This window comes from Paenibacillus sp. N22P23, from assembly GCF_059383735.1.
This window is the reverse complement of record NZ_JBXENT010000001.1, coordinates 560,179-583,935: the sequence shown is the minus strand read 5'-3', so window position 1 is coordinate 583,935 and position 23,757 is coordinate 560,179. Positions and strand designations below refer to the sequence as shown.

Sequence of the window (23,757 nt, the reverse complement as noted above, 5' to 3'; positions counted from 1 at the left end):
TTAATTCTTATTGTAAGCAGCCAGAACAGAACTCGCCTGTTCGGCATCTGATTTGATCTGAGCGATCAATTCATCAATGGAGCCAAATTTCTTCTCACTTCGCAAGAAAGAGATAAATTGCACCGAGATGGATTTATCATACAGATCACCGCTGAAATCGAGCAGATGCGCCTCCATAACAGGTTCCGGCAATTTCTCATGGAAAGTCGGCTTCACGCCAATGTTGAGAACAGCCGGCAATCGCTTCTCGTCAACCTGAACCATTACAGCATAAACGCCTTGTCTTGGAATAACGTAGGCTGCTTCTTGCTTAATGTTCGCTGTCGGAAAACCAATCGTCCGTCCTCTGCCTTCTCCATGTATTACAACACCTCGTACTTGGTACGGTTCACCGAGAAGCTGCTCTGCTGCTTCGGGCCGCCCTTCAGAAAGTGCTTCACGAATCAGCGTGCTGCTTACTTTATCCCCATCCTGCATGAACGGATCCACGATTTCCACCTCGATATCAGGCTCACCAAGTGCCCATAATGTTTCTGGCTTACCTGCACCCTTGGCTCCAAAAGTAAAATCAAAGCCCACCGTCGCTTTCTTCACTTGAAGCGGTCGCAGCACGTACTCGACAAAATCAGCCGGCGTAACGCTGGCGAAGTTCAAATCGAAGTTCACGATATATACGACCTGAGCACCCAATTTGCGAAAGCGATCTACCTTCTCATCAAGGGGAGTTAAACTGGTTGTATATTGGCCGCTCTGACCAAGCACTTCCTTCGGGTGTGGATGAAAGGTCATAATCGCCCCCTGCAGACCTTCTGCACGGGCAGATTCCATCGCATGCCGAATCACGTTCTGATGGCCGCGATGTACGCCGTCAAAATGACCGATTGCCAGCGTTTTCGGTTTCGCGGTAAGCGCTGCTTGAGACGAGACAATCGGATATTGTAAAGAGATGATTTCCACTGCAGTCACACCTGCTTTATGTTCTTCACTAATCTGCTGTTTTGGTAAATACCTTAACAGCTTTAAGCGTTGCTGTTTCTTCATCCGGAGTAAACAATCCGACGAATGAGCCATCTACACCATAGAGGCGAATGATGGAATCCGTACGATAGTCTCCATGATCAAACATAGCGTTCAAGTAGATCCGCTTGCCTTGGAATGCACGCTGCACATTCTCCATACTAACTGTAGCACGGGGAAAATGATCAATCGCTTCATCAGCTGGCGTCAGCTTCTCTTCAAGTTCGCCGGCAGCTTGGAGCTTCGCAATTTGTTCAAGCGTGAAGCAATGCTCCTTTGTAAATCCTCCGGACATGGTTCGAATTAACTCTGCCATGACAGCAGGTAGGCCAAGGGCTTGTCCAATATCTACACATAGCGTGCGAATATAAGTGCCTTTGGAGCAGGAAACGGAGAATCGAATCGTCGGATGCGGCTGATCCAGCTTCATATCCAGCAAATCCAGGGCATAGATCGTTACCGGTCTGGATTTCCGTTCAATGACTTGACCTTCGCGCGCTAATTCGTATAACCGTTTACCGTCAACGCGAACGGCTGAATACATCGGAGGCACCTGCTCGATCTCGCCAATGAATGAAGACAAGACGCGGCGAATATCCCCTTCAGTCAACGTTACCGCAGGCAAATCTTCGAGCACAGTTCCGGTTAAATCTTCCGTATCTGTCGCAATGCCGAATTGCATCACCGCTTCATAACATTTAGGCCGTTCCTGCACATATTCCACTACGCGCGTCGCCCGACCGATACAAAGCGGCAGCACACCGGTTACGGCAGGATCAAGCGTACCGGTATGACCGATTCGTTTGACTTTTACAATGCCTCTGACTTTCGCGACCACGTCATGCGAGGTCCAGCCAGCCGGCTTCCAGACTGCCAAAATGCCATCCATCATAGGTTAAGCGCCTCTCCTGCTGCTTGCACGACTTTACTGATTGCTTCTTGCAACCCTAGCTCCATTCGAAAGCCTGCTGCTCGGACATGTCCGCCGCCGCCAAACGTTTGCGCAATTGCTGCTACATCTGCTTTACCGGAGGAACGCATGCTAACTTTCACATCGCCATTCTCGGTTTCTTTGAACAAGATGCCCACGTCAACGCCTTCCACATTTACTGCGTAGTTGACTAGACCTTCGAGGTCATCACCAACTGCACCGGTTTCTGCCATATCGGAGAAAGCAACATACAACCATGCAATCCGGTTATCTTCCGAGAACGTTAACCGATTAAGTCCACGCTGCAAAAGAAGTAACTGAGGTTTAGTCATTTGCTCCAGCAAATGATTGGCAATCCAATGTCCTTCAACTTCTTCAGCGAGCATGCGCGATGCAACCTGCATGACTCTAGGAGTAGTGTTGGAGTAACGGAATCCACCAGTATCGGTTAGAAGACCTGTATAAATGGCGGTAGCAACTTCACGATCAAGTGAAATGGCCCCATACTCGATAAGATCATATAAAATTTCGACCGTTGCAGCCGCATCGATTCGGATCAGGTTAGCTGTGCCGAAAGCATCATTCGTAGGATGATGATCGATATTAAGCAATTGAGCTGATTCGGCAAACCTTTCATTCACCTGCCCGATTCGGCGGAAGTCCGCGCAATCAACTGCAATGATGCGGTCGAATGTTTCTTCCAATGGCTGCTTGCTATAATGAATGATCGATGCAGATGATTCCAAAAATTGAAGCCGAATCGGCACTGCACCTTCGTTTATTAGGACAGCTTGCTTGCCCAATTGGCGAAGAATCCAGCCGACAACTACTGTCGAGCTGATTGCATCTCCGTCCGGCTGAACATGCGAGACGACAAGAAACCGATTGCCGTCTCGTATGAAGTCAAGCGCCGCTTGCAGCTGTTCTTTATAAGCGGCCGAGAAAACCGCAGCTTTCGCCGCGGTCATTCGCCGCTCCGGCCATTAATCGTATGCAGTAACGCTTCGATCTTGCTGCCGTACTCGATGCTGCTGTCGAATTTAAACAGCAACTCCGGTGTATGGCGGAATCGAATTCGTTTCCCGAGCTCAGAGCGAATGAAACCTGTGCCACGTGCAAGAGCTTTAAGCGTTTCTTCCTTCTGCTCTTCACTTCCAAGCACGCTTAAATACACGCGTGCTTGCGACAAGTCATTCGTAAGATCAACACCGGTAACCGTAATGAAACCGATACGCGGATCTTTGAGCTCCGTCTGAATGATTTGGCTCAATTCTTTCTTAATTTGTTCACCTACACGTCCTACACGGACTTTAGCCATAGGTTAATCACCTCTCTACACTTTCCAGAACGTAAGCCTCGATAATGTCTCCCTCTTTAAGGTCGTTCATCTTATCGAGCGTTATGCCGCACTCGTACCCTTGCGCCACTTCTTTTGCATCGTCCTTGAACCGTTTAAGCGATTCGATTTCCGTTTCCAAGACCACAATACCGGCACGAATTAAGCGAGCTTTCGCGCTGCGTGTAATTTTTCCGGAAGTAACCATACAGCCCGCAATAACGCCGACTTTGGTAACTTTGAAAATATTACGCACTTCAGCCTGACCCATAATAACTTCTTTGAAGATTGGATCAAGCATCCCTTTCATAGCATGCTCAATTTCGTCAATCACGTTATAGATGATGCTGTGCAAACGAATATCGACTTTCTCCTGCTCTGCTGTTGCAAGCGCCTGCGGCTCTGGACGAACGTTAAAGCCGATGACGATTGCGCTTGATGCTGCTGCAAGGTTGATATCGGATTCTGTAATCGCGCCGGCACCGCTATGGATGATCTTAACGCGTACGCCTTCGATGTCGATTTTGGCAAGAGATCCTTTAAGGGCCTCGGAGGAGCCTTGAACGTCAGCTTTGATGATAACGTTCAGATCTTTTATCTCGCCTTCTTTAATATGATTGTACAAATCTTCGAGCGTTACTCGTGTATTTGCACCAAGTTCGGATTGACGATGCTTAATTGCACGACGATCTGCAATTGCACGCGCTTTACGCTCGTCTTCGAACACGAGGAACGGATCGCCCGCTTGCGGCACTTCCGTCAGACCTGTGATCTCGATTGGCGTACTAGGTCCCGCTTCTTTGAGACGGCGGCCCTTATCATTAACCATCGCACGAACACGGCCGAAGCAGTTGCCCGCAACGAATGCGTCACCGATCTTAAGCGTACCGTGCTGAACGAGAACGCGAGCAACCGGACCTTTACCTTTGTCAAGTTCAGCCTCGATCACCGTACCGCGTGCACGTTTGTTCGGGTTCGCTTGGTAGTCGTTCACTTCGGCAACCAGCAGAATCATCTCAAGGAGTTCCTCAAGATTAGTGCGCTGCTTAGCGGACACGTTTACGAAGATCGTATCGCCGCCCCACTCTTCCGGAACGAGTGCATATTCAGTCATGCTTTGTTTGATTTTATCAACATCTGCGCCTGGTTTATCGATTTTGTTTACGGCAACGATAATTGGAACGCCTGCTGCTTTAGCATGGTTGATCGCTTCAATAGTTTGAGGCATAACACCGTCATCAGCTGCCACAACGATGATTGTAATATCCGTTACTTGAGCACCACGAGCACGCATAAGCGTAAACGCTTCGTGACCCGGTGTATCAAGGAACGTAATTTTCTTATTGTTGATTTCAACTTGGTAAGCACCGATATGCTGCGTGATACCGCCTGCTTCACCGCTGGTTACGCTAGTGTGTCTGATGGCATCAAGAAGCGTTGTTTTACCATGATCGACGTGACCCATGATCGTTACAACCGGTGGACGAGCTTCAAGTGTACCCTCTTCGTCCTTCTCTTCCAGTGTTTCGAATGCATCTTCCTCAACAGGGATCTTCACTTCAACCTCAACGCCATATTCAGTCGATATTAGTTGAACGGTATCCAAATCAACTTCTTGGTTAATGGTAGCCATTACACCAAGCGTGATGAGCTTCTTGATAACTTCAGAGGCATCCTTATGAAGCAATTTAGCAAATTCGCCAACCGTTACTGTACCGCGTACAATAATTTTCTTCGGCGTATTGTCGATTTTCTCTTTGCGTTCTTGCTGTTGTCCTTTACCGCGGTTGTTCTTACCGCCGCGATTGTTTTTGAAGTTACCCGAACGGGAATCTTCAAAACGTTTATTCGCACCGAAGTTGCTGTTCGCTGCCTTCGGATTGTTTCTTTTCTTTGCATGATCATCGGAAGTCGTGCTGCGCGACTCGAATGTACGAGCTGGTGCGCTGCTGCGATTCGGTTGTTGACTCGATTGATCTGGACGCGGAGTCGAAGGACGGAATCCGCCACCTTGGCCGCCGCCGGTATTCGAACCTTGACCTGCAGGACGGTTGCCTTGATAACCGCCGCCACCGCCGCCTTGACCTGCAGGACGGTTGCCTTGATAACCGCCGCCTTGACCTTGCGGACGTTGACCTTGGCCACCTTGCGAGGAGCCTTGGCCTTGCGGACGTTGACCTTGGCCACCTTGAGAGGAACCTTGACCTTGAGGACGATTACCTTGATAGCCGGTGCCTTGACCCTGTGGACGGTTGCCTTGATACCCGCCGCCTTGGCCTTGTGGACGCTGACCTTGACCACCTTGACCACTTTGGCCTTGTGGACGGTTGCCTTGGTAGCCGCCTTGACCTTGCGGACGGTTGCCTTGATAGCCGCCTTGACCTTGCGGACGCGGATTGGAGCTCGAGCTGCCTTGCGGTTGGCCTGTTGTAGGCTGTTGAGTGGAGGTCGTCGGTGTCGTGCCCGCTGTTACGCTTGTTGCCGGTGTTGGTGTACTTGCCGGCTGTGGTGCTGCGTTCGCAGTCGGAGCTGCATTCGTGCTAGGTGCTTGCGTATTTGTTGTATTCATATTCCCCTGCTGTTCCTGAGTATTTTTGTTGACCTGTCCATGTCCTTGCGCTGGAGCATTCGTGCTTGATTGAGCCTTGCGATCAGGCTGACCTTGCGGTTGCTGGCGATTAGACGATTGAGCTGCTGCAGAGACGGTCGCGCTCTCCTGGGCGCGTTTCGCTGCTGCATTCGCTTTAATATCGCGGAAGAAACCTTCCACCTTCGAAACCATTTCATTTTCCATGACGCTCATATGATTGTTAACGGGAAGATTGAGTCGCTTTAGGATCGTAATGATTTCCTTGCTGCTCATATTTAAGGATTTCGCGTATTCATAAACGCGCGTTTTATCTTTGTCTTGTTGTTTAGTCAATATACTCCACCTCCGTAGGTTCAATTAAGCTCTGTGCAATGCTTTTAGAAAAGCCTGAGTCGGTTACACCAAGGAGAACCCTCTCTGACTTGCCGATTGCTTCCCCAAGCGTAATTCGGTCGAATGCTTCTACGAGTTTAACATTGTAGGAGGCACATTTGTCCCGAAACTTCTTCTTCGTATTATCTGATGCATCACCGGCAACTATGACAAGTTTCGCTTTTCCCTGCTGGATTGCTTTCAATACGATTTCGTCCCCGGTAACAAGCTTACCGGCCCGCATCGCCATGCCAAGCGTGTTAAGCGATTTATGCTTCGTCTTCGTCATCGATCTCATCCTTATTCGCGTTAAACGTGTCCTCGACAGCGATAAAATCTTGCTCGAGCTGGTCATATATTTCGATGCCAACCGTTTGTTTCAAAGCCCGATCAAGTGCTCTGCTCTTCTTGGCTAGCTTAAAGCAAGCAACTTTCCCGCAAAGATAAGCACCGCGACCTGCTTTTTTCCCCGTCAAATCGATCAGAACCGATTCATCAGGCGTACGAACGACGCGAATTAGCTCTTTCTTTGCCATCATCTGCTGGCAAGCTACACATTTACGCAGTGGAATTTTTCTTGGTCTCACCGTTCATCCCCCCTGAACATCAGCCCTTAGTCGATGGAGACGGAATCCTGATGCATTGTGCTCATCGGCGACTTTGGACGACCAAATTCTTGCTCCGCCTGCGTTTCGCTCTTAATATCGATCTTCCAACCCGTCAGCTTCGCAGCCAAACGAGCATTCTGACCTTTAATACCAATTGCCAGCGAGAGCTGGTAATCAGGTACAATAACGCGTGCCATCTTCTCTTGCTCGTATACGATTACCTCGATGACTTTAGAAGGGCTAAGCGCATTTGCAACATATTCTTCAACGCTCTCGGACCAGCGGACAATGTCAATCTTCTCGCCTTTGAGTTCCGTAACGATGGTTTGCACACGCATCCCTTTCTGACCTACGCACGATCCAACCGGATCAACTTCGGCATTACGGGAGTAAACTGCGATTTTGGAACGGAAGCCCGCTTCTCGTGCGACTGAACGAATTTCGACTACGCCATCATAAATCTCAGGCACTTCGAGTTCGAATAGACGCTTTAACAAGCCCGGGTGCGTACGGGAAAGGAAAATTTGCGGTCCCTTCGTCGTGTTCTCCACTTTCGTGATGAACGATTTCACACGGTCTCCATGTTTGAATTTGTCCGTTGGCATTAATTCTGTCAGCGGCAGCACCGCTTCTACTTTGCCAAGGTCGATAAACAGGTTGCGCACATCTTGACGCTGCACGATACCATTCACAATGTCTTCCTCTTTATCAATGAAGGCATTGTAAATGAGGCCGCGTTCTGCTTCTCGGATACGTTGCGTAACGACTTGCTTTGCAGTTTGAGCCGCAATCCGGCCAAAATCACGAGGCGTCACTTCGATTTCCGCGATATCGTCAAGCTGATAATGCGGGTTGATCTCACGGGAAGCTTCAACCGAGATTTCGAGTCGAGGATCCAGCACATCCTCCACAACGGCTTTGCGTGCATACACTTTAATGACTCCGGTAAACCGGTTAATATCAACACGTACATTTTGGGCGGTATTAAAATTGCGTTTGTAGCTCGATATCAGGGCTGCTTCAATGGCTTCCAGCAAAATATCCTTGCTGATCCCCTTCTCTCTTTCGATTTCCGTCAGTGCTTCAATAAATTCCATGCTCATTGGAAATGAGTTCCCCCTTTCAACTGGTTCCCTAACGTTATAATCATGCCGCTGCCTTCTCCTTAGAAAACAATGGCTAAACGGGCACTTGCAACTTTCGCATACGGTATGGTGTGTTTCTTCTTACCGATTTCAATGACGATCTCTTCCCCATCAAAAGAAAGAAGCTTGCCTTCGAATTCTTTCAAGCCGCCAATTGGCTCATAGGTCGTTGCAAACACATGCTTGCCGACCGATTTCTTAACATCTTCGGGCTTCTTAAGCGGACGTTCCGCACCCGGAGAGGATACTTCAAGAAAATAAGCGTCAGATACCGGATCATTCTCATCCAGCTTCTCGCTTAAATATTCGCTAATCCGGCCGCATTCATCGATATCGATGTTACCTTCTTTGTCCACGTAGACACGAAGGAACCAGTTGCTTCCTTCTTTGACATACTCTACGTCAACGAGTTCAAATCCATTTTCATCGAGGAAAGGTCGAACCATTTCTTCGACAGCGGTTTTGATTGTGGATGTGCTCAAAAACAATGTACCTCCCACTGCAGCGGTGCGCCACAACATAGGCGGCGTACGGTCAGTTTAATTTTTCAGCTGAAATGCACCTGTTGCAGAACCTGCTTATGTCTCATCGTATATGTAAAAAGGTGCAGACAAAACGTAAAGAGTGGGTTTCCCCACTCTTCTGCGAAAAGGTCGTATCATCAGCATTACCAGAAAGATTATAACATAACCATGATGTGGTGACAATACGGCGCTGGAGGGTTCGCTCATGGTGAGTCGCTGCATTCGGGGTGCGCCAGCGGCCGCTGTTGAACTCGGGATGCTCGATTAGACGGCTTCGCGGTGGCATCCCGAGTTCAAAGGCGGCACGTAAACTCTTCGGCTGCACCCCGAACTCCACTCCTTCCCCTCGCTTACCAGCGCTTAAGGGCAGAGCCGAAGTTGCCGATGTCCTCCGGCAACTTCGGTGAACCCATCCACCTTTAACTACCATAAACCCCAGAAGAAAAACTTTAAAAAAAGTCGCCCCCTTCGGGGACTTGTCCACCTGCGGTGAACTTTAAGAGCTTAACCCATTGAGCAGTCGCCCCCTTCGGGGGACTTGTCCACCTACAGTGAACTTTATCCTAGAACAATGACAACTGGTTCGATTCCGGCAAACCGCGGAAGCAGCCCATTGTCGTCAGCACCTCGACAATGGTTTTGGTTGCTTTTGATTTCTGCTGGAAGTCTTCAATAGACAAGAACTCGCCGAAATCACGTGCTCCCGCAATGTTCTTCGCAGCGTTTTCGCCGATCCCGCTGATTGCGCCGAATGGTGGGATGATCGAGTTTCCGTCAATGATGAATCGCGTAGCTTCTGAACGATAGAGGTCAACCGGCTTAAAAGAGAAGCCGCGAGCAGTCATCTCCAGCGCCATCTCAAGCAAGGAGACGCTGTTCTTCTCTTTCGGCGTTGCATTGAAGCCTTTTTGTTCGATTTCGACCAGCTTCTTCGAGATGGCATCATATCCCTTGCAAAGCAGCTCCAAGTCAAAGTCCTCAGCACGAATGGAGAAGTAAGTCGCATAATACGCAATAGGATGATACAGCTTGAAGTACGCTGTCCGTACAGCCGAGATAACATAAGCAGCCGCATGGGCTTTCGGGAACATGTACTCGATTTTAAGACAGGAATCAATGTACCATTGCGGTACTTTACAGCGTTTCATTTCCTCGATCCACTCTGCAGTCAGACCTTTACCTTTACGAACGCTCTCGGTAATTTTGAAGGCAAGTCCTGCATCCATACCTGCTTTATAAATTAAGAAGAGCATAATATCGTCACGACAACCGATAACGGTTTTGATCGTACAAGTACGGTTCTTAATCAGCTCTTGCGCATTGCCCAGCCATACCCCGGTTCCATGAGACAACCCCGAAATTTGCAGCAAATCGGCAAAGGTCGCCGGTTTCGTCTCTTCAAGCATTTGACGTACGAACTTGGTTCCCATCTCCGGCACGCCGTAGGTCGCAACTGAGGAACGGATTTTATCCGGTGTGACGCCAAGGGCATCCGTAGAACTGAACATACTCATGACTTTCTGATCATTCATCGGAATGGTTGTTGGATCGATACCGGTAAGATCCTGCAGCATGCGCATCATAGTCGGATCATCGTGCCCCAGTATATCGAGCTTCAAGAGGTTATCCTCAAAGGCATGATAGTCAAAATGGGTCGTTTTCCACTCGGCATTCTGATCATCGGCCGGATACTGCACAGGTGTTACATCCTCAACCTCAATGTAATCCGGTACAACGACGATACCGCCTGGATGCTGGCCCGTGCTTCGTTTCACACCGGTACAGCCGCTCGCGAGCCTTGCAAGCTCTGCGCCGCGCCACTTTTTCCCGTGATCTTCTTCATATTTCTTCGTATACCCGTAAGCAGTTTTCTCCGCAACCGTACCGATTGTACCTGCACGGAATACATTTTCCGCTCCGAACATCGTTTTCGTGAAGTTATGAGCTACCGCTTGATATTCACCGGAGAAGTTCAAATCGATATCGGGAACTTTATCCCCTTTAAAACCAAGGAAGGTCTCGAACGGAATATCCTGCCCTTCACCTTTAAGCGGCTTACCACAGTTCGGACAAGTCTTATCAGGTAAATCGAATCCGCTTGGATAGCTTCCGTCAAGGAACCATTCACTAAACTTACATGCTTCATTTAAGCAAGTGTAATGCGCAGGCAATGGATTAACTTCAGAGATCCCGAGGAACGTTGCTACGATGGACGAACCTACCGAACCCCGTGATCCGACCAGGTACCCATCTTCATTAGACTTCTTCACAAGCTTCGCAGATATGAGATAGTTGGCCGCGAAACCGGCTTTCGTTATCGGAACAAGCTCTCTCTCAAGACGCTGTACGACGACATCTGGCAAAGGCTCACCGTATAGATGACGTGCAGTGTCATAACACGTATTGCGCATTTCATCATCGGCGCCTTCAATAATAGGAACGAATAATTTCGGTGGAAACATATCAAAAGGTTCAAATCGATCAGCAAGCTCTGTAGTATTCTTGACTACAACCTCATACGCGCGTGCTTCACCGAGAAAAGCGAACTCCTCCAGCATTTCTTTCGTCGTGCGGAAGTGAGCATCCGGCTTGCGGATATCTTTTAGCGGACTAAAGCCTGTAATACCATGGATCGTAATATCACGGAACAACTTGTCACGCTGCAGCAAGTAATGCACATTGCCTGTTGCGATGACCGGTTTACCGAGCTTATCGCCAATCTCGCATACGCGGCGAATCGCCTGCTCAATCTCAGCACGGCTTGCGACAAAACCTTTCTCAACAAGATGCATATAGAAGTCGATCGGTTGAATCTCCAGCACATCGTAATAATGCGCGACTTCCTCCGCTTCTTCCACCGATTTATTCATTACCGCTTCGAAGAACTCGCCTTTCTCGCAACCCGAGATGACTAGCAAGCCTTCACGAAATTCGGTCAGTTTACTCTTAGGAATAGTGGCGACGCGTTTAAAATGTTCCGTATGCGATTTGGAAATCAGCTTGAACAAATTTTTCTTGCCCGCACCATTGAGCGCGTAAATACAGCAATGGAACGGACGCATGTTCGATAAGTCAAGTCCAACGTAGTCATTCAGCATTTGTAAACCGGTTATGTTGCGAGCAGCTGCATCATTAATGAGTCCAAATAGAACGCCGCCGAGTGCAATGGAGTCGTCAATCGCACGGTGATGATTTTCGAGACTGATTTTATATTTATCCGAAAGGGTATTTAGACGGTGATTCTTCATCGTCGGATGCAGGAATCGCGCAAATTCAAGTGTATCTAGAACGGGATTCTTCACTTCCGGAAGACCATGAAGCTTACAAGCAGCTTGAAGGAACCCCATATCAAATCGAGCGTTATGGGCAACAAGCACCGCATCGCCAATAAATTCAATAAACTCGTGGATTTTCGGACCGAGCTCCGGTGCGTCTTCGACCATTTCGTTCGTAATATTCGTTAACTGTTGAATGTGATAAGGAACGTTCTCATGCGGGTTAATAAACGTTGAGAAACGGTCAATTTCTTTGCCTTCATGCATTTTCACGCCGGCTAGCTCGATAATTTTGTTGTTCACAACCGATAGTCCCGTCGTCTCCACGTCAAATACAACGTAAACTGCCGATTGCATCGCTTCTTCGCGCGCATTCAAAACCATCGGAATAGCGTCATTGACTACGTTCGCCTCTAAGCCAAACAACACTTTAATGCCATGTTTCTTAGCCGCTTTGGCCGCTTCAGGATAACACTGCACATTGCCATGGTCCGTGATCGCTATTGCTTTATGGCCCCATTTGGCAGCCTGCTTAATGTAGGCATCAACCGGAGCAACAGCATCCATGGTGCTCATCGTCGTATGCAAATGGAATTCGACGCGCTTCTCTTCGGCATCATCTTTCGTTTCCTTAGGCGCTATAACTTCATGCAAATCAGAAGGCATCATAACTAACTCAGGCTCCATCATGAAACGATCGTACTCGACGCGTCCACGTGCCTTAATCCATTTGCCGTTAGCTAACTGCTTCAGTACTTTGACATCATCTTTCGTCTTGGCAAACATCTTCATTGCAATCGAATCAGAGAAATCAGTTACATTGAACGTAAATAATGTGCTGCCATTGCGGAGCTCCTTCTCATCGAGTCCGAATACCGCACCTTGTACAGTGACCTTCTTCTCTTCTTCAATGATATTCATAATCGGCACTGGTGCGTCTCGAATGTCGTAACCAACGACAAGGCGAACTTCACCTTCGTCAACAACCGGCTCTTCGGAAGGAGTGAAAGTCATCATCGCTTCAATAACTTCGCGCTCTTCCTGATCCCGCTTTTGTGCGAACTGTTCATAAACCTCTTGATTAGATTCACCGACGATCATCTTCACCCGGCAAGTTGTAGCAAATTGCTGCTTGAAGAAATCGGTTGCAAGTTCATCAATCTTCTTCTTCTTGGCTAGCTCCAGGCCCATCTCATCCATCAAATGAAGCGTAATCAGGTCGCCCTCAGCAATCATTTTCGATTTACTGATCCAGCCGTTAACGGAAGGGTTGTTCTTCTGCAGCCATTCTACGAAAGCTGGCCAGTATTCTTGAATCAGCTCATCCTTCGGTACATCGCTGCCATACTGAAACTGAAACGAGATTTGGGCAATATGGGCATACTTCGCAACGACTGCACGACAAAAAACACCAAAAGCCGGTAAAGGAACCACAGTCGTTTTGGCTATGCAAAACGTCCATTCCCGGTTACTCCGGCTTACGATTACTTTCTCTATATATCCATCTGCAAAATGCTCATCGACCAATTGTTGCGGCAGTTCCGCCTGCTTTAAGAGCAGCTCGAACCGCTGACGCTTTCCCCCGGTTTGGTTCATTTTGTCCTCCCCCAAGACGAAACGGCTGTCGCCGCCTTTCAGCGAATACAGCCGTTTATTCCTTTTTTACTCTTGTTGCTATTAATAAGCTCTGGCGAATACGACGGAATGCTCGGATTTCTCTCCACAAACGAGACAAACTGTTTTGTGCTCTGCAGGCTCAAACGGAATATTACGGCTCGTTGCACCCGTTTCTTCCTTCACTTGACGCTCACATGCATCTGATCCACACCATCCGGCAAGCGCGAAGCCGCGCTGTTCTTCGAAAAGTGCCTTCATCTCATCAAGCGTCTCTACAGAGTAGGTATGTTCCGTACGGAATTGTTTTGCACGCTCAAGCATATCATTATGAGTCTCAATCAGCATACCCTCAATTTCTTCCTTCAAATTGCTTTGCAGGACAATCCGCTTCTCCCCGGTAATACGCGACACGAGAACAACCTGTCCATTCTCCATATCACGAGGTCCAAGCTCAAGACGAATGGGCACGCCGCGCATTTCATACTCATTGAATTTCCAGCCTGGACTCACGTCGCTGCGGTCATCCACTTTCACACGGATGCCTGCTTTCTTCAGCTCAGCGAATAGCTCGTCCACACGTCCAACCACTTGCTCACGTGTCTTCGCCGGGCCGATTGGAATCATGATGACTTGTGTCGGTGCTACTTTCGGAGGAAGCACAAGACCACGGTCGTCACCGTGCACCATGATCAACGCACCTAGCAGACGTGTCGATACCCCCCATGAGGTGGTGTGAACAAATTGTTGTGTATTCTCGCGGTCCAAGTACTTAATATCGAACGCAACTGCGAATTTATTACCAAGGTAATGCGACGTACCTGCCTGCACGGCACGGCCGTCTTTCATCATTGCTTCGATGGAATACGTATCTACCGCTCCGGCAAAACGTTCTGATGGTGTCTTCTGCCCCATGATGACCGGAATAGCCAAATAGTTCTCACAGAAATCGCGATAAATATCAAGCATCTGGTTCGTTTCTTCACGCGCTTCGGTTTCCGTTTCATGCGCGGTATGGCCTTCCTGCCATAGGAACTCAGTTGTACGCAAGAAAGGCAGCGTCCGTTTCTCCCAACGAACAACGTTAGCCCACTGATTGATCAGCACTGGCAGATCACGATAGGATTGAATCCATTTGGAGTACATATGGCCAATTATCGTTTCGGATGTCGGACGGATCGCCAAACGTTCTTCAAGCTTCTCTCCGCCCGCTTCGGTTACCCAAGGCAGCTCCGGATTAAAGCCTTCTACATGCTCCTTCTCTTTGAGGAAGAAGCTCTCCGGAATGAACATCGGGAAGTAAGCGTTACGGTGACCGGTTTCTTTGAATCTGCGGTCCAGCTCATCCTTCATATGTTCCCAAATTTCAAAACCCTCTGGACGGAATACGATACAACCGCGCACCGGGGAATAATCCATTAATTCCGCTTTCTTAATTACATCAATGTACCACCGCGAGAAATCCTCGTTCTGCGGCGTAATTTCCGTCACGAATTGCTTATCCTTCGACATGACCGACTCAGTGCTCCCCTCGTACCAATCGCAAAATATCATTATAAGTAACCGCCAGCATGAGCAGCATCAGCATTGCAAAGCCGATAAAATGCACCATGCTTTCCCGGTTTGGATCAACCGGACGGCCTCGTATAGCTTCAAATCCGAGGAAAACCAAACGGCTTCCATCCAGTGCCGGAATCGGCAGCAGGTTAAAGATACCTAAATACAGGCTAAGAACCGCAACCCATGAAGTCAACTGTACCAGGCCTTCATCGGCGATTTGACTAGTCACTTGAGCAGTCCGAACCGGGCCGCCAAGATCCTCCATCTTAAAGTCACCGAGAATTAGCTTCTTAAATCCATCAAAGATCATGATGGTCATGTTTTTCATCGCTTTACCGGCATAAGTGAATGTTTCGCCAAAAGTTACCGAACGCGTAGGTACCGCAGCTGAAATGCCGAGTTTACCGACACCTGTTGTGGGATCCTTCTTCGGTGTAATCTTGAAAGATATCGGCTTTCCGTCTCGCAGCACGTTAAATACAAGCGGCACATTGACCGATTTACTGATCAGCTCGATCATCTTATTCGAATCTCCGCCGATTTTCTCTCCATTTACCGAATCAATCACATCGCCTACACGAAGATCTGTCTGTGATGCCGGCATTCCTTCAACTACACTGCCAATTAACAAACGATCCGGATTTTCCATCGGAACGCCAGCCATTTGGAAATACAGGCCAAACAACACAAAAGCTAAAACAAAGTTCATGACAGGACCCGCAACGATGGCGAGGGCCCGTTGACCGACCGTTTTGCTGCCAAATTGACGATCGACCGGTGCGATCTGCGTTTCTTTTCCTTTACTGATCATAAGCGCTTGCGGATGTACATCGTAGGAATCGGTGATTCCGTCCGCACTCAAAGCAAGCTTAAGTTTACGTTCGATATCGATCGTTTCAACTTCACCGCGAATCACATTGCTGCGATCATCCAAGCGGTCTAAGTAAATACGGGTAACGGCGTTATCTTTCACCCTTACCGCAACTGTCTGTCCGGGATGAATCTCAACTAACTCAGGATCCTCACCGGCCATTCGGACAAAACCGCCTGCCGGGACAAGCCGCAGCGTGTATCTGGTTTCACCACGTTTAATGGAAAACAGCTTTGGACCAAACCCGATCGCAAACTCTCTAACCAATATTCCGGCGCGCTTCGCAAAATAAAAATGACCCCACTCGTGAATGGTCACAATGACGAAGAAGACCATTACCGTCAAAAAGACGACTTGAATCGTATGCATCGTTCCCCTTGCCTCCTGTTCGTAACGGCCTGTACTTAGATTATCATTATTCTCCCGTTCGATACAAGAGAACCCCCGGTTAGATGCTTTCCGCTTCTCTTCGAGCCCAGGCATCAACTTCAGTGATAGCCTCGACGTCAGGCACATCCACTAGTTGATGTCGATCCAGCACGCCTGCTATAACCGATTCAATATCAAGGAATGTTATTTCGCCTGCCAAGAAACGAGCAACTGCCACTTCGTTCGCTGCATTGAATACTGTAGGCGCGGATTGGCCTGCCTGACCGCTTTCATATGCAAAACGGAGACAAGGATAACGTTCGAAATCCATCTCGCGGAAATGCAATGTCGCCATTTTGGCTAAATCGAGCGGTTCGCTTGGTGTTGGCCTGCGCTCTGGATAAGTGAGTGCGTACTGAATGGGTACACGCATATCCGGCATGCCAAGCTGAGCTATAATACTATGATCCACAAATTCAACGTAAGAGTGAATAATGCTTTCAGGATGAATAATTACTCCGATTTGACTGTAAGGAAGGTCAAACAACCAATGAGCTTCTATTACTTCTAATCCCTTGTTTACCATCGTAGCGGAATCGATTGTAATCTTAGCGCCCATCGACCAATTCGGATGATTGAGCGCCTCTGAAACCGTTACACCATGTAATTCGGCACGTGTACGATCTCGGAAGGAGCCTCCCGAAGCCGTAATCGTAATTTTGCGTACATCGCTGCGCCGTTCGCCGTTTAAGCATTGAAAGATCGCAGAATGCTCGCTGTCAATCGGCAGAATGGAAACGCCTTTCTGGGCAGCCCTTCGCATCACGATGTGTCCTGCTGTTACGAGTGTTTCCTTATTTGCGAGTCCGATATGCTTACCGGCATCAATGGCAGCAAGTGTGGCCTGCAGTCCTCGGCTGCCAACAATTGCGGTCACAACAGTATCAGATTCATTATCAGCAGCAATTTCAATCAAACCTTCTTTGCCGTAAAGCACCTTTGTGCCCTGCGGCAGATGTGGAGCAGCTTCTTCGGCTAACGCCTTAGTCGACAAGCAAACGCTCTTCGGCTTAAATTGATTGGCTTGTTGAATAAGTAATTGCAGGTTGTTGCCTGCGGCCAAGCCTTCAACCTGATAGCGATCAGGCTCATGGCTGACAATATCCAAGGTTTGCGTCCCTATAGAACCGGTAGAACCGAGAATCGTTATTTTCTTCACTCTAAGGAGCCTCCTTCAATCAGAGGGGGAGCAGCTCGGTCATAACAAGCAATGGAAACACGATTAACCAGCTATCACAACGATCTAACACACCGCCATGACCGGGCAAAATCGATCCCGTATCTTTGATGCCGCGAATCCGCTTGTAAGCCGATTGAATAAGATCTCCAAGCTGCCCTGCAACGGCTGCAATTAGACCGATAAGCAGCGCCCTGCTGATACTGATGATATCCGGGTAAATCAATGCAAAAACGGCTGCGATGGCAAGTGAAAGCACAATACCGCCGATCGAACCTTCAATTGTTTTATTTGGACTGATGGATGGCCAAAGTTTATGTTTACCGAATGCTCGTCCGGTGAAATAAGCTCCGATATCAGAAGCCCAAATCGCGCCGAAAGCCATGCACGTCGTAAGCAAACCATGGAATTCCGCGTTACGTACTTCGTACATCGCATGAAACCCATAGCCTACATATAATGCACCAAGCAGCATTAATGCTGCACCGTCTATGGTTATGACATTTTTCGTCAGAACCGTTACCGTGAGCAATAAGAATAGCAATAACCATATTGTATGTATCGCTGCAGGCGAGTCTAGTCCGAAGTCTTCCCAAGGAATAAATAAGACCAGCATGCCCGCCAGCCCGATTAAAGACAACGGATGTTTAGCTGAAACACCGTTCATCCGTGTATATTCCATAAATCCAATAACAGCTAGTAATAGGAGGAGTGCAAAGAAAAACCATCCGCCGAGTACAGTCAGAAAAATAAATGCTGCGCCGCCAATTAAGCCGGTAATTATACGTTGTTTCACCTGTTTGACACTCTCCAGTAAGGCCGATTTACAGTCCGCCGTAGCGGCGGCCGCGACGCTGATACTCTCGAACAGCTTCAAAGAAATGCTCTTCTGTAAACTCTGGCCAATAGACGTCAGTAAACCACATCTCGCTGTATGCGAGCTGCCAGAGCATGAAGTTGCTCAAACGAAGCTCTCCACTCGTACGAATAAGTAAATCAGGATCAGGAACACCGGCTGATAGCAAATTCGCTTCCATCATCGATTCATCGATATCATCCGGAGACAACTTGCCATCTTGAACAGCTTGACCGATCGTACGTACCGCTTCGATCATTTCTTTTCGACTTCCATAATTTAAGGCGAAATTGAGAACAAGACCCGTATTATTAGCCGTTTTGATGATTGCCTCTTCGACAGCCTTCAGCGTATAGTCCGGCAAATCACCTTTATATCCCATCATTCGAACCTGAACGTTATTATCAATCAGATCCTTAAGCTCAATAGACAGAAATTCCTGTGGCAGCTTCATGAGAAATTCCACTTCAGCTTTGGGTCGCTTCCAGTTCTCCGTGGAGAAGGCATACAGCGTCAAGTATTTGACACCAAGTCGATCGGCTGCCATTGTAATTCGCTTGACCGTCTTCATGCCAGAGTGATGGCCGGCCATGCGAGGCAAACCGCGGCTCTTGGCCCATCTGCCGTTGCCGTCCATAATAATGGCAATATGATTGGGGATGCCATCCGAATCAAGCGTCGGCGAAGTTGGTTTCGCGGACGCTCTACCGAATAAAGCCTTCAATCGTTGTAACACATGCTCGTCCTCCCACGCTAACGTTGATTTATGCAACAAACCCCACCATTTGGAGGGGCCGGAGAGCTTGCATTATACTTCCATGATTTCTTTCTCTTTCGAAGCGAGTACTTTATCCACTTCTGCGATAAATTTATCCGTAGTTTTCTGAACGTCATCTTGATGACGGCGGGACTCATCTTCAGAAATCTCGGTTTTTTCGAGTTTCTTAATGTCATCATTCGCGTCACGACGAACGTTACGGATGGCTACCTTCGCTTCTTCGCCAAACTTCTTCGTCAATTTGACGAGCTCCGAGCGGCGTTCTTCTGTCAGCATTGGGATGCTGAGGCGAATGGTTGCGCCATCGTTCGATGGTGTCAAACCTAGATCCGATTTCATGATCGCTTTCTCAATCGCAGACAGGGAGGATTTATCCCAAGGCTGGATCATTAGCGTGCGAGAATCAGGCGTATTGACGTTAGCCAATTGATTTACCGGCGTCATTGCCCCATAATACTCAACTTGGATACGGTCAAGCAGCGCCGGAGTAGCACGGCCGGCACGAAGTGTTGAGAGATCACGTCTAAGTGCGCCGATCGCTTTCTCCATCCGATCTTCTGCGCTTTTCTTGATTGCTTGTGGCATTAGTTCACACTACCTTTCATCACAATAGTACCGATTTTCTCACCAAGGACAACACGTTTGATATTCCCTTGTTCGGTAATGTTGAAGACGACAAGCGGAATATTGTTGTCCATGCACAGCGATGAAGCGGTTGAATCCATGACGCCTAGATTGCGGTTCAGGACTTCCATATACGTCAGCGTTTCAAACTTCTCCGCTGTCGCGTCTTTAAATGGATCTGCGGAGTATACGCCGTCCACTTTATTTTTCGCCATTAGGATAACTTCTGCTTCGATTTCAGCTGCGCGTAAAGCTGCAGTCGTATCTGTCGAGAAGAACGGATTGCCTGTGCCTGCCGCGAAAATAACGACGCGCCCTTTTTCCAGGTGACGGATCGCCCGGCGGCGTATGTAAGGCTCAGCGATTTGCTGCATGGCGATTGATGTTTGCACACGTGTTGGCACATCGATTTGCTCAAGCGCATCTTGAAGCGCCAAAGAATTCATCACGGTTGCCAGCATGCCCATATAGTCTGCCGTAGCACGGTCAATACCTTTTTCCGATCCGGCAATTCCGCGCCAGATGTTTCCACCGCCGCATACGATCGCGACTTCTACATTCAATTTGACGACTTCTTTCACTTGCTCTGCAATTGAGGAAATCATTGCGGAGTCAATTCCAAAACCATTGTTACCCGAGAGCGATTCGCCGCTCACCTTCAGCACTATACGTTTGTACACGGGACTTTGCAACTTGGTATACCTCCATCTTCAACTTTGTTTAAAAGGCCGTATACGGACTTGAAAATTTAGACCTAATTATAGGAAATAGGCGGGGCGAACGCCCCGCCCCGCCTGTGCGTTCGGTTTACAATTTAACTTGTGACATAACTTCTGCAACGAAGTTGTCTTCTTTTTTCTCAAGGCCTTCACCAAGCTCAAAACGAGCAAAGCGGCGGATAGAGATATTCTCTCCAATTGTGCTGATTTTCTCTTTCAGCAACGTATGGATTGTTTTGTCTGGATCTTTGATGAACGGCTGCTCAAGCAAGCAGTATTCTTCGTAGTATTTGCTGATGCGGCCTTCAACCATTTTATCAACGATTTTCTCTGGTTTGCCTTCGTTCAGCGCTTGAGCTCTTAGGATTTCACGCTCTTTATCCAGCTCTTCAGTGGAAACTTCTTCACGGCTAACAAACTTAGGGTTTGCAGCAGCGATTTGCATTGCGATATCACGAGCGAACTCGCGGAATTGATCCGTTTTACCAACGAAGTCAGTTTCGCAGTTGATTTCAACCAATACGCCGATACGGCCGCCAGCATGGATGTAGGATTCTACTGTACCTTCAGTAGCTACACGACCCGCTTTGTTTGCTGCTGCGGAAAGACCTTTTTCACGAAGCAAGTCGATTGCTTTCGCGATATCACCATTTGTTTCATCAAGCGCTTTTTTACAATCAAGCATACCTGCGCCTGTTCTTTCACGCAATTCTTTTACTGCACTAGCACTAACTGCCATGTTGGAAACCTCCTGAATTTAGTTAAGTATCACTGACTGCTGAACGAACAAACAGTCCAATCAAAACAATCAGCGTGAACATTCGAAAAAAGGGCGGTGAGAGGTTATGCACCTTCTGACCACCCTTTCGTGACGTATCGTAAACTCTATTAAGCAGTTGTTACTTCGCCTTGACGCGATTCAACAATTGCATCAGCCATTTTAGCTGTCAGCAATTTTACTGCACGGATTGCATCATCGTTACCTGGGATCACGTAGTCGATTTCATCCGGATCACAGTTTGTATCAACGATACCTACGATTGGGATACCAAGTTTGCGTGCTTCAGCAACCGCGATACGCTCTTTGCGTGGGTCGATGATGAACAATGCGCTTGGCAAACCTCTCATGCCTTTGATACCGCCGAGGAATTTTTCAAGACGATCTTTCTCTTTACGGAGAATGATAACTTCTTTCTTAGGAAGAACTTCAAAAGTGCCGTCCTCTTCCCATTTCTCAAGCGTTTTAAGACGGTCAATACGTTTTTGAATGGTTTGGAAGTTAGTCAGCGTGCCGCCGAGCCAACGTTGATTGATGTAGAAGTTACCGCAACGTTCTGCTTCTTCTTTCACCGAATCTTGTGCTTGTTTCTTAGTACCTACGAAGAGAATAGTGCCGCCTTCTTCGCCGATCGAACGTACGAAGTTGTAAGCTTCTTCGACTTTCTTAACTGTTTTCTGCAAGTCAATGATGTAAATCCCGTTACGTTCTGTGAAGATATAACGATCCATCTTTGGGTTCCAACGACGAGTTTGGTGACCGAAGTGTACCCCAGCTTCTAGAAGCTGTTTCATGGAAATTACCGCCATCTCTTACACACCTCCTGTTAAATGGTTTTTAGTGGTTACCTCCGCCAATATCATTTTCCGTCATCACTTCGACCGGGTCGAAGCACCAATAACGAAATTAATCGGCGTGTGTTTTTAACACCGTCAATTACTATACCACATCTGAATGTGCCTATGCAACCGCAATTGACAGGTTTCCTTCTCCTATTTCGCTAGACACCGAATTAACGGTCGGATGAAGGCAGGTCAGACGAAGAAGCATTCGGTTTACTCGTTATAATAACACCAATTTGCTGCAGAGATAAATCGCCTTTAAAAGCAAAATAACCTGCTCGTATCTTCGTTGTACGCATCAGGCTGATAAAGGCTTTCTTATCCGTTATGACGCCGCTAGAATTCAAAATATCTGCTGTTTCGGTAACACTAGAGTTCGGCGGAATGCGCACTACAATAGGTTTAGAGACAGCTGGATTCTCAGATGCCGCTGCTGTCTCTTTGTCGTTATTATCTTTCTTAGCTGCGGCCGCGGCATCTTGCTTCACTTGCTCCTGTTTTGCCTGCTTGTCAGCTTCTTTCTTTTTATACTCAGCTTCTACCCGTTTACGCTCATCGGCAACAGCTTGATCCAGTTCTGCCTTCGAATAACCGATTGCCTCTGTAGTCTCCTGCTTGACCGACTCTTCCATGCTGTTCACTTGATTCTCTCCAATCAGCATGAGTTGCAGAAGAGCTGCGCCAATAATAATTCCGATACCTATGCCAAAGAGAAATGTACGTTTATTCATGACGTGCTGCTTCCTCCTGCTTCGATAGCTGAAGAATAAGCTGGACTTCCCCTTTATTTTTGCCGAGTTTCTTAGCTATTGAATCAATGGATTTTCCGCTTTGATACATCTCAAATAAGTCGGAATATCGGTCGCGTATGGATAAAATGGGTTCTTCTACGTCCACTTCCACTTCTGTCGCAACCGCTGGAAATGGATTTTGAAACGCAGCTGGAGCTGCATTCGTTGCCGGTACGTGAACGATTGGATTCGAGTTCACCACAGTCTGGAGCGCCATTGCAGAAGCATGCATCTTGGTTTGTTCAACTAGAAGCAGCTCAAGTTCAGCACAGCGTTTCTCAAGCCCCTCTATGCGCTCATCGCGCTTCTTGGACTGAAACTGTGTATCTTGTGTGGATTTGCTGACAAGCTCTACAAGCTCTCGATTGTCCGCTTCCATATTCTCCATAAACTGTTCCAGTGCCGTCTCCATATTGCGAACGGTTTGTGTCGATTGCTCCTGCTTACCCTGTGGTGCCGTTCTACGAGGCAGAACAGCTGCACAGACTACAACAATACCGCCTATTAGCATGATCGTTTGCCATGATTCCATCTTCATTCACCTGCAATTCGGTTTAACAATCAGTTACATTGAAATGTCGATATGCTTTCCCTTATAGGGATGCTTCTGTCCTTGCTCGTTTTGCGCATCAGCCCCAGCTTCGCCATCCTGCTTCTTCTTCCGATTCTGCCTGCTCTGGGATTCCCGCTCACGGTTGTCTTTAATCTTAGTGTCTATGTTCTGCTCAACAGCGGTATTGCGATTCCGCAGTTGTTCGGTTAGTTTAGCCGTATCCGTCTCTAATCGCATTTGTTCAGCGACTGGCCTCTGATTTAACTGCTGTTGATGCGTACTGTTATCCGGCGTACGAGGTATAGACATTTGGAAATCTATCGGTTTAAAAGGCATTCTGTTTCCTCCTAAACTTCAAACCTATCAC

General features: G+C 48.0%; 22 protein-coding genes. All 22 read right to left on the bottom strand.

Going from position 1 to position 23,757, the window contains the following annotated elements; genetic code table 11:
* The 22 genes from AC506A_RS02935 to AC506A_RS02830 all read right to left on the bottom strand — a co-directional run bounded on the left by AC506A_RS02935 (nt 1) and on the right by AC506A_RS02830 (nt 23,726).
* On the bottom strand, nt 1-1,041 hold the full coding sequence (locus AC506A_RS02935; protein ID WP_495459481.1) for a bifunctional riboflavin kinase/FAD synthetase: 1,041 nt from the start codon (nt 1,039-1,041) through the stop codon (nt 1-3).
* Nucleotides 986-1,909, bottom strand: coding sequence for a tRNA pseudouridine(55) synthase TruB (gene truB, locus AC506A_RS02930; RefSeq protein ID WP_495459480.1), 924 nt, complete (start codon nt 1,907-1,909; stop codon nt 986-988). The genes AC506A_RS02935 and truB overlap by 56 nt, the downstream gene beginning before the upstream one ends.
* Nucleotides 1,906-2,916 (bottom strand): DHH family phosphoesterase, encoded by a 1,011-nt coding sequence (locus tag AC506A_RS02925; RefSeq protein ID WP_495459479.1) that lies wholly within the window; start codon nt 2,914-2,916, stop codon nt 1,906-1,908. Before AC506A_RS02925 ends, truB begins: the two co-directional genes overlap by 4 nt.
* Nucleotides 2,913-3,266 carry a 30S ribosome-binding factor RbfA gene (gene rbfA / locus AC506A_RS02920; RefSeq protein WP_091218644.1) on the bottom strand — a complete coding sequence of 118 codons (354 nt, stop codon included), beginning with the start codon at nt 3,264-3,266 and terminating at the stop codon, nt 2,913-2,915. Before rbfA ends, AC506A_RS02925 begins: the two co-directional genes overlap by 4 nt.
* 7 nt (nt 3,267-3,273) lie before the next feature.
* Nucleotides 3,274-6,207 (bottom strand): translation initiation factor IF-2, encoded by a 2,934-nt coding sequence (gene infB, locus AC506A_RS02915; protein ID WP_495459478.1) that lies wholly within the window; start codon nt 6,205-6,207, stop codon nt 3,274-3,276.
* A complete protein-coding gene (locus tag AC506A_RS02910; protein ID WP_495459477.1) occupies nt 6,200-6,535 on the bottom strand; it encodes a L7Ae/L30e/S12e/Gadd45 family ribosomal protein in 336 nt (111 codons plus the stop codon). The genes infB and AC506A_RS02910 overlap by 8 nt, the downstream gene beginning before the upstream one ends.
* Nucleotides 6,516-6,833 (bottom strand): RNase P modulator RnpM, encoded by a 318-nt coding sequence (gene rnpM / locus AC506A_RS02905; protein WP_495459476.1) that lies wholly within the window; start codon nt 6,831-6,833, stop codon nt 6,516-6,518. Before rnpM ends, AC506A_RS02910 begins: the two co-directional genes overlap by 20 nt.
* Nucleotides 6,834-6,859: 26 nt before the next feature.
* Nucleotides 6,860-7,957, bottom strand: coding sequence for a transcription termination factor NusA (nusA, locus tag AC506A_RS02900; protein ID WP_495459475.1), 1,098 nt, complete (start codon nt 7,955-7,957; stop codon nt 6,860-6,862).
* 62 nt (nt 7,958-8,019) lie between these two features.
* Nucleotides 8,020-8,481: a ribosome maturation factor RimP gene (gene rimP / locus AC506A_RS02895; RefSeq protein WP_495459474.1), complete on the bottom strand. Its 462-nt coding sequence runs from the start codon at nt 8,479-8,481 to the stop codon at nt 8,020-8,022.
* Between the two features lie 605 nt (nt 8,482-9,086).
* On the bottom strand, nt 9,087-13,394 hold the full coding sequence (locus tag AC506A_RS02890) for a PolC-type DNA polymerase III (RefSeq protein ID WP_495459473.1): 4,308 nt from the start codon (nt 13,392-13,394) through the stop codon (nt 9,087-9,089).
* Between the two features lie 81 nt (nt 13,395-13,475).
* A complete protein-coding gene (proS, locus tag AC506A_RS02885) occupies nt 13,476-14,924 on the bottom strand; it encodes a proline--tRNA ligase (RefSeq protein WP_495459472.1) in 1,449 nt (482 codons plus the stop codon).
* 7 nt (nt 14,925-14,931) lie between these two features.
* On the bottom strand, nt 14,932-16,212 hold the full coding sequence (gene rseP, locus AC506A_RS02880) for an RIP metalloprotease RseP (protein WP_495459471.1): 1,281 nt from the start codon (nt 16,210-16,212) through the stop codon (nt 14,932-14,934).
* A gap of 79 nt (nt 16,213-16,291) precedes the next feature.
* Nucleotides 16,292-17,431, bottom strand: coding sequence for a 1-deoxy-D-xylulose-5-phosphate reductoisomerase (locus AC506A_RS02875; RefSeq protein WP_495459470.1), 1,140 nt, complete (start codon nt 17,429-17,431; stop codon nt 16,292-16,294).
* A 19-nt stretch (nt 17,432-17,450) separates the two neighbouring features.
* Nucleotides 17,451-18,245: a phosphatidate cytidylyltransferase gene (locus AC506A_RS02870; protein WP_495459469.1), complete on the bottom strand. Its 795-nt coding sequence runs from the start codon at nt 18,243-18,245 to the stop codon at nt 17,451-17,453.
* A 28-nt stretch (nt 18,246-18,273) separates the two neighbouring features.
* Nucleotides 18,274-19,041 (bottom strand): undecaprenyl pyrophosphate synthase, encoded by a 768-nt coding sequence (gene uppS, locus AC506A_RS02865; RefSeq protein WP_495459468.1) that lies wholly within the window; start codon nt 19,039-19,041, stop codon nt 18,274-18,276.
* Between the two features lie 72 nt (nt 19,042-19,113).
* The gene (gene frr, locus AC506A_RS02860) at nt 19,114-19,668 is read right to left on the bottom strand and encodes a ribosome recycling factor (RefSeq protein WP_495459467.1); all 555 of its coding nucleotides are present in this window, start codon (nt 19,666-19,668) and stop codon (nt 19,114-19,116) included.
* Nucleotides 19,668-20,399: a UMP kinase gene (pyrH, locus tag AC506A_RS02855; protein WP_494819061.1), complete on the bottom strand. Its 732-nt coding sequence runs from the start codon at nt 20,397-20,399 to the stop codon at nt 19,668-19,670. Before pyrH ends, frr begins: the two co-directional genes overlap by 1 nt.
* Nucleotides 20,400-20,514: 115 nt before the next feature.
* Complete coding sequence (gene tsf / locus AC506A_RS02850; RefSeq protein ID WP_495459466.1) at nt 20,515-21,165, bottom strand: translation elongation factor Ts; 651 nt, start codon at nt 21,163-21,165, stop codon at nt 20,515-20,517.
* A gap of 149 nt (nt 21,166-21,314) precedes the next feature.
* Nucleotides 21,315-22,013: a 30S ribosomal protein S2 gene (gene rpsB, locus AC506A_RS02845; protein WP_090976482.1), complete on the bottom strand. Its 699-nt coding sequence runs from the start codon at nt 22,011-22,013 to the stop codon at nt 21,315-21,317.
* 203 nt (nt 22,014-22,216) lie between these two features.
* Nucleotides 22,217-22,777: a hypothetical protein gene (locus tag AC506A_RS02840; RefSeq protein WP_495459465.1), complete on the bottom strand. Its 561-nt coding sequence runs from the start codon at nt 22,775-22,777 to the stop codon at nt 22,217-22,219.
* Nucleotides 22,770-23,369, bottom strand: a complete 600-nt coding sequence (locus tag AC506A_RS02835) for a hypothetical protein (protein WP_495459464.1) — start codon at nt 23,367-23,369, stop codon at nt 22,770-22,772. Before AC506A_RS02835 ends, AC506A_RS02840 begins: the two co-directional genes overlap by 8 nt.
* 33 nt (nt 23,370-23,402) lie before the next feature.
* Complete coding sequence (locus AC506A_RS02830; protein WP_495459463.1) at nt 23,403-23,726, bottom strand: hypothetical protein; 324 nt, start codon at nt 23,724-23,726, stop codon at nt 23,403-23,405.
* Nucleotides 23,727-23,757 lie beyond the last annotated feature (31 nt).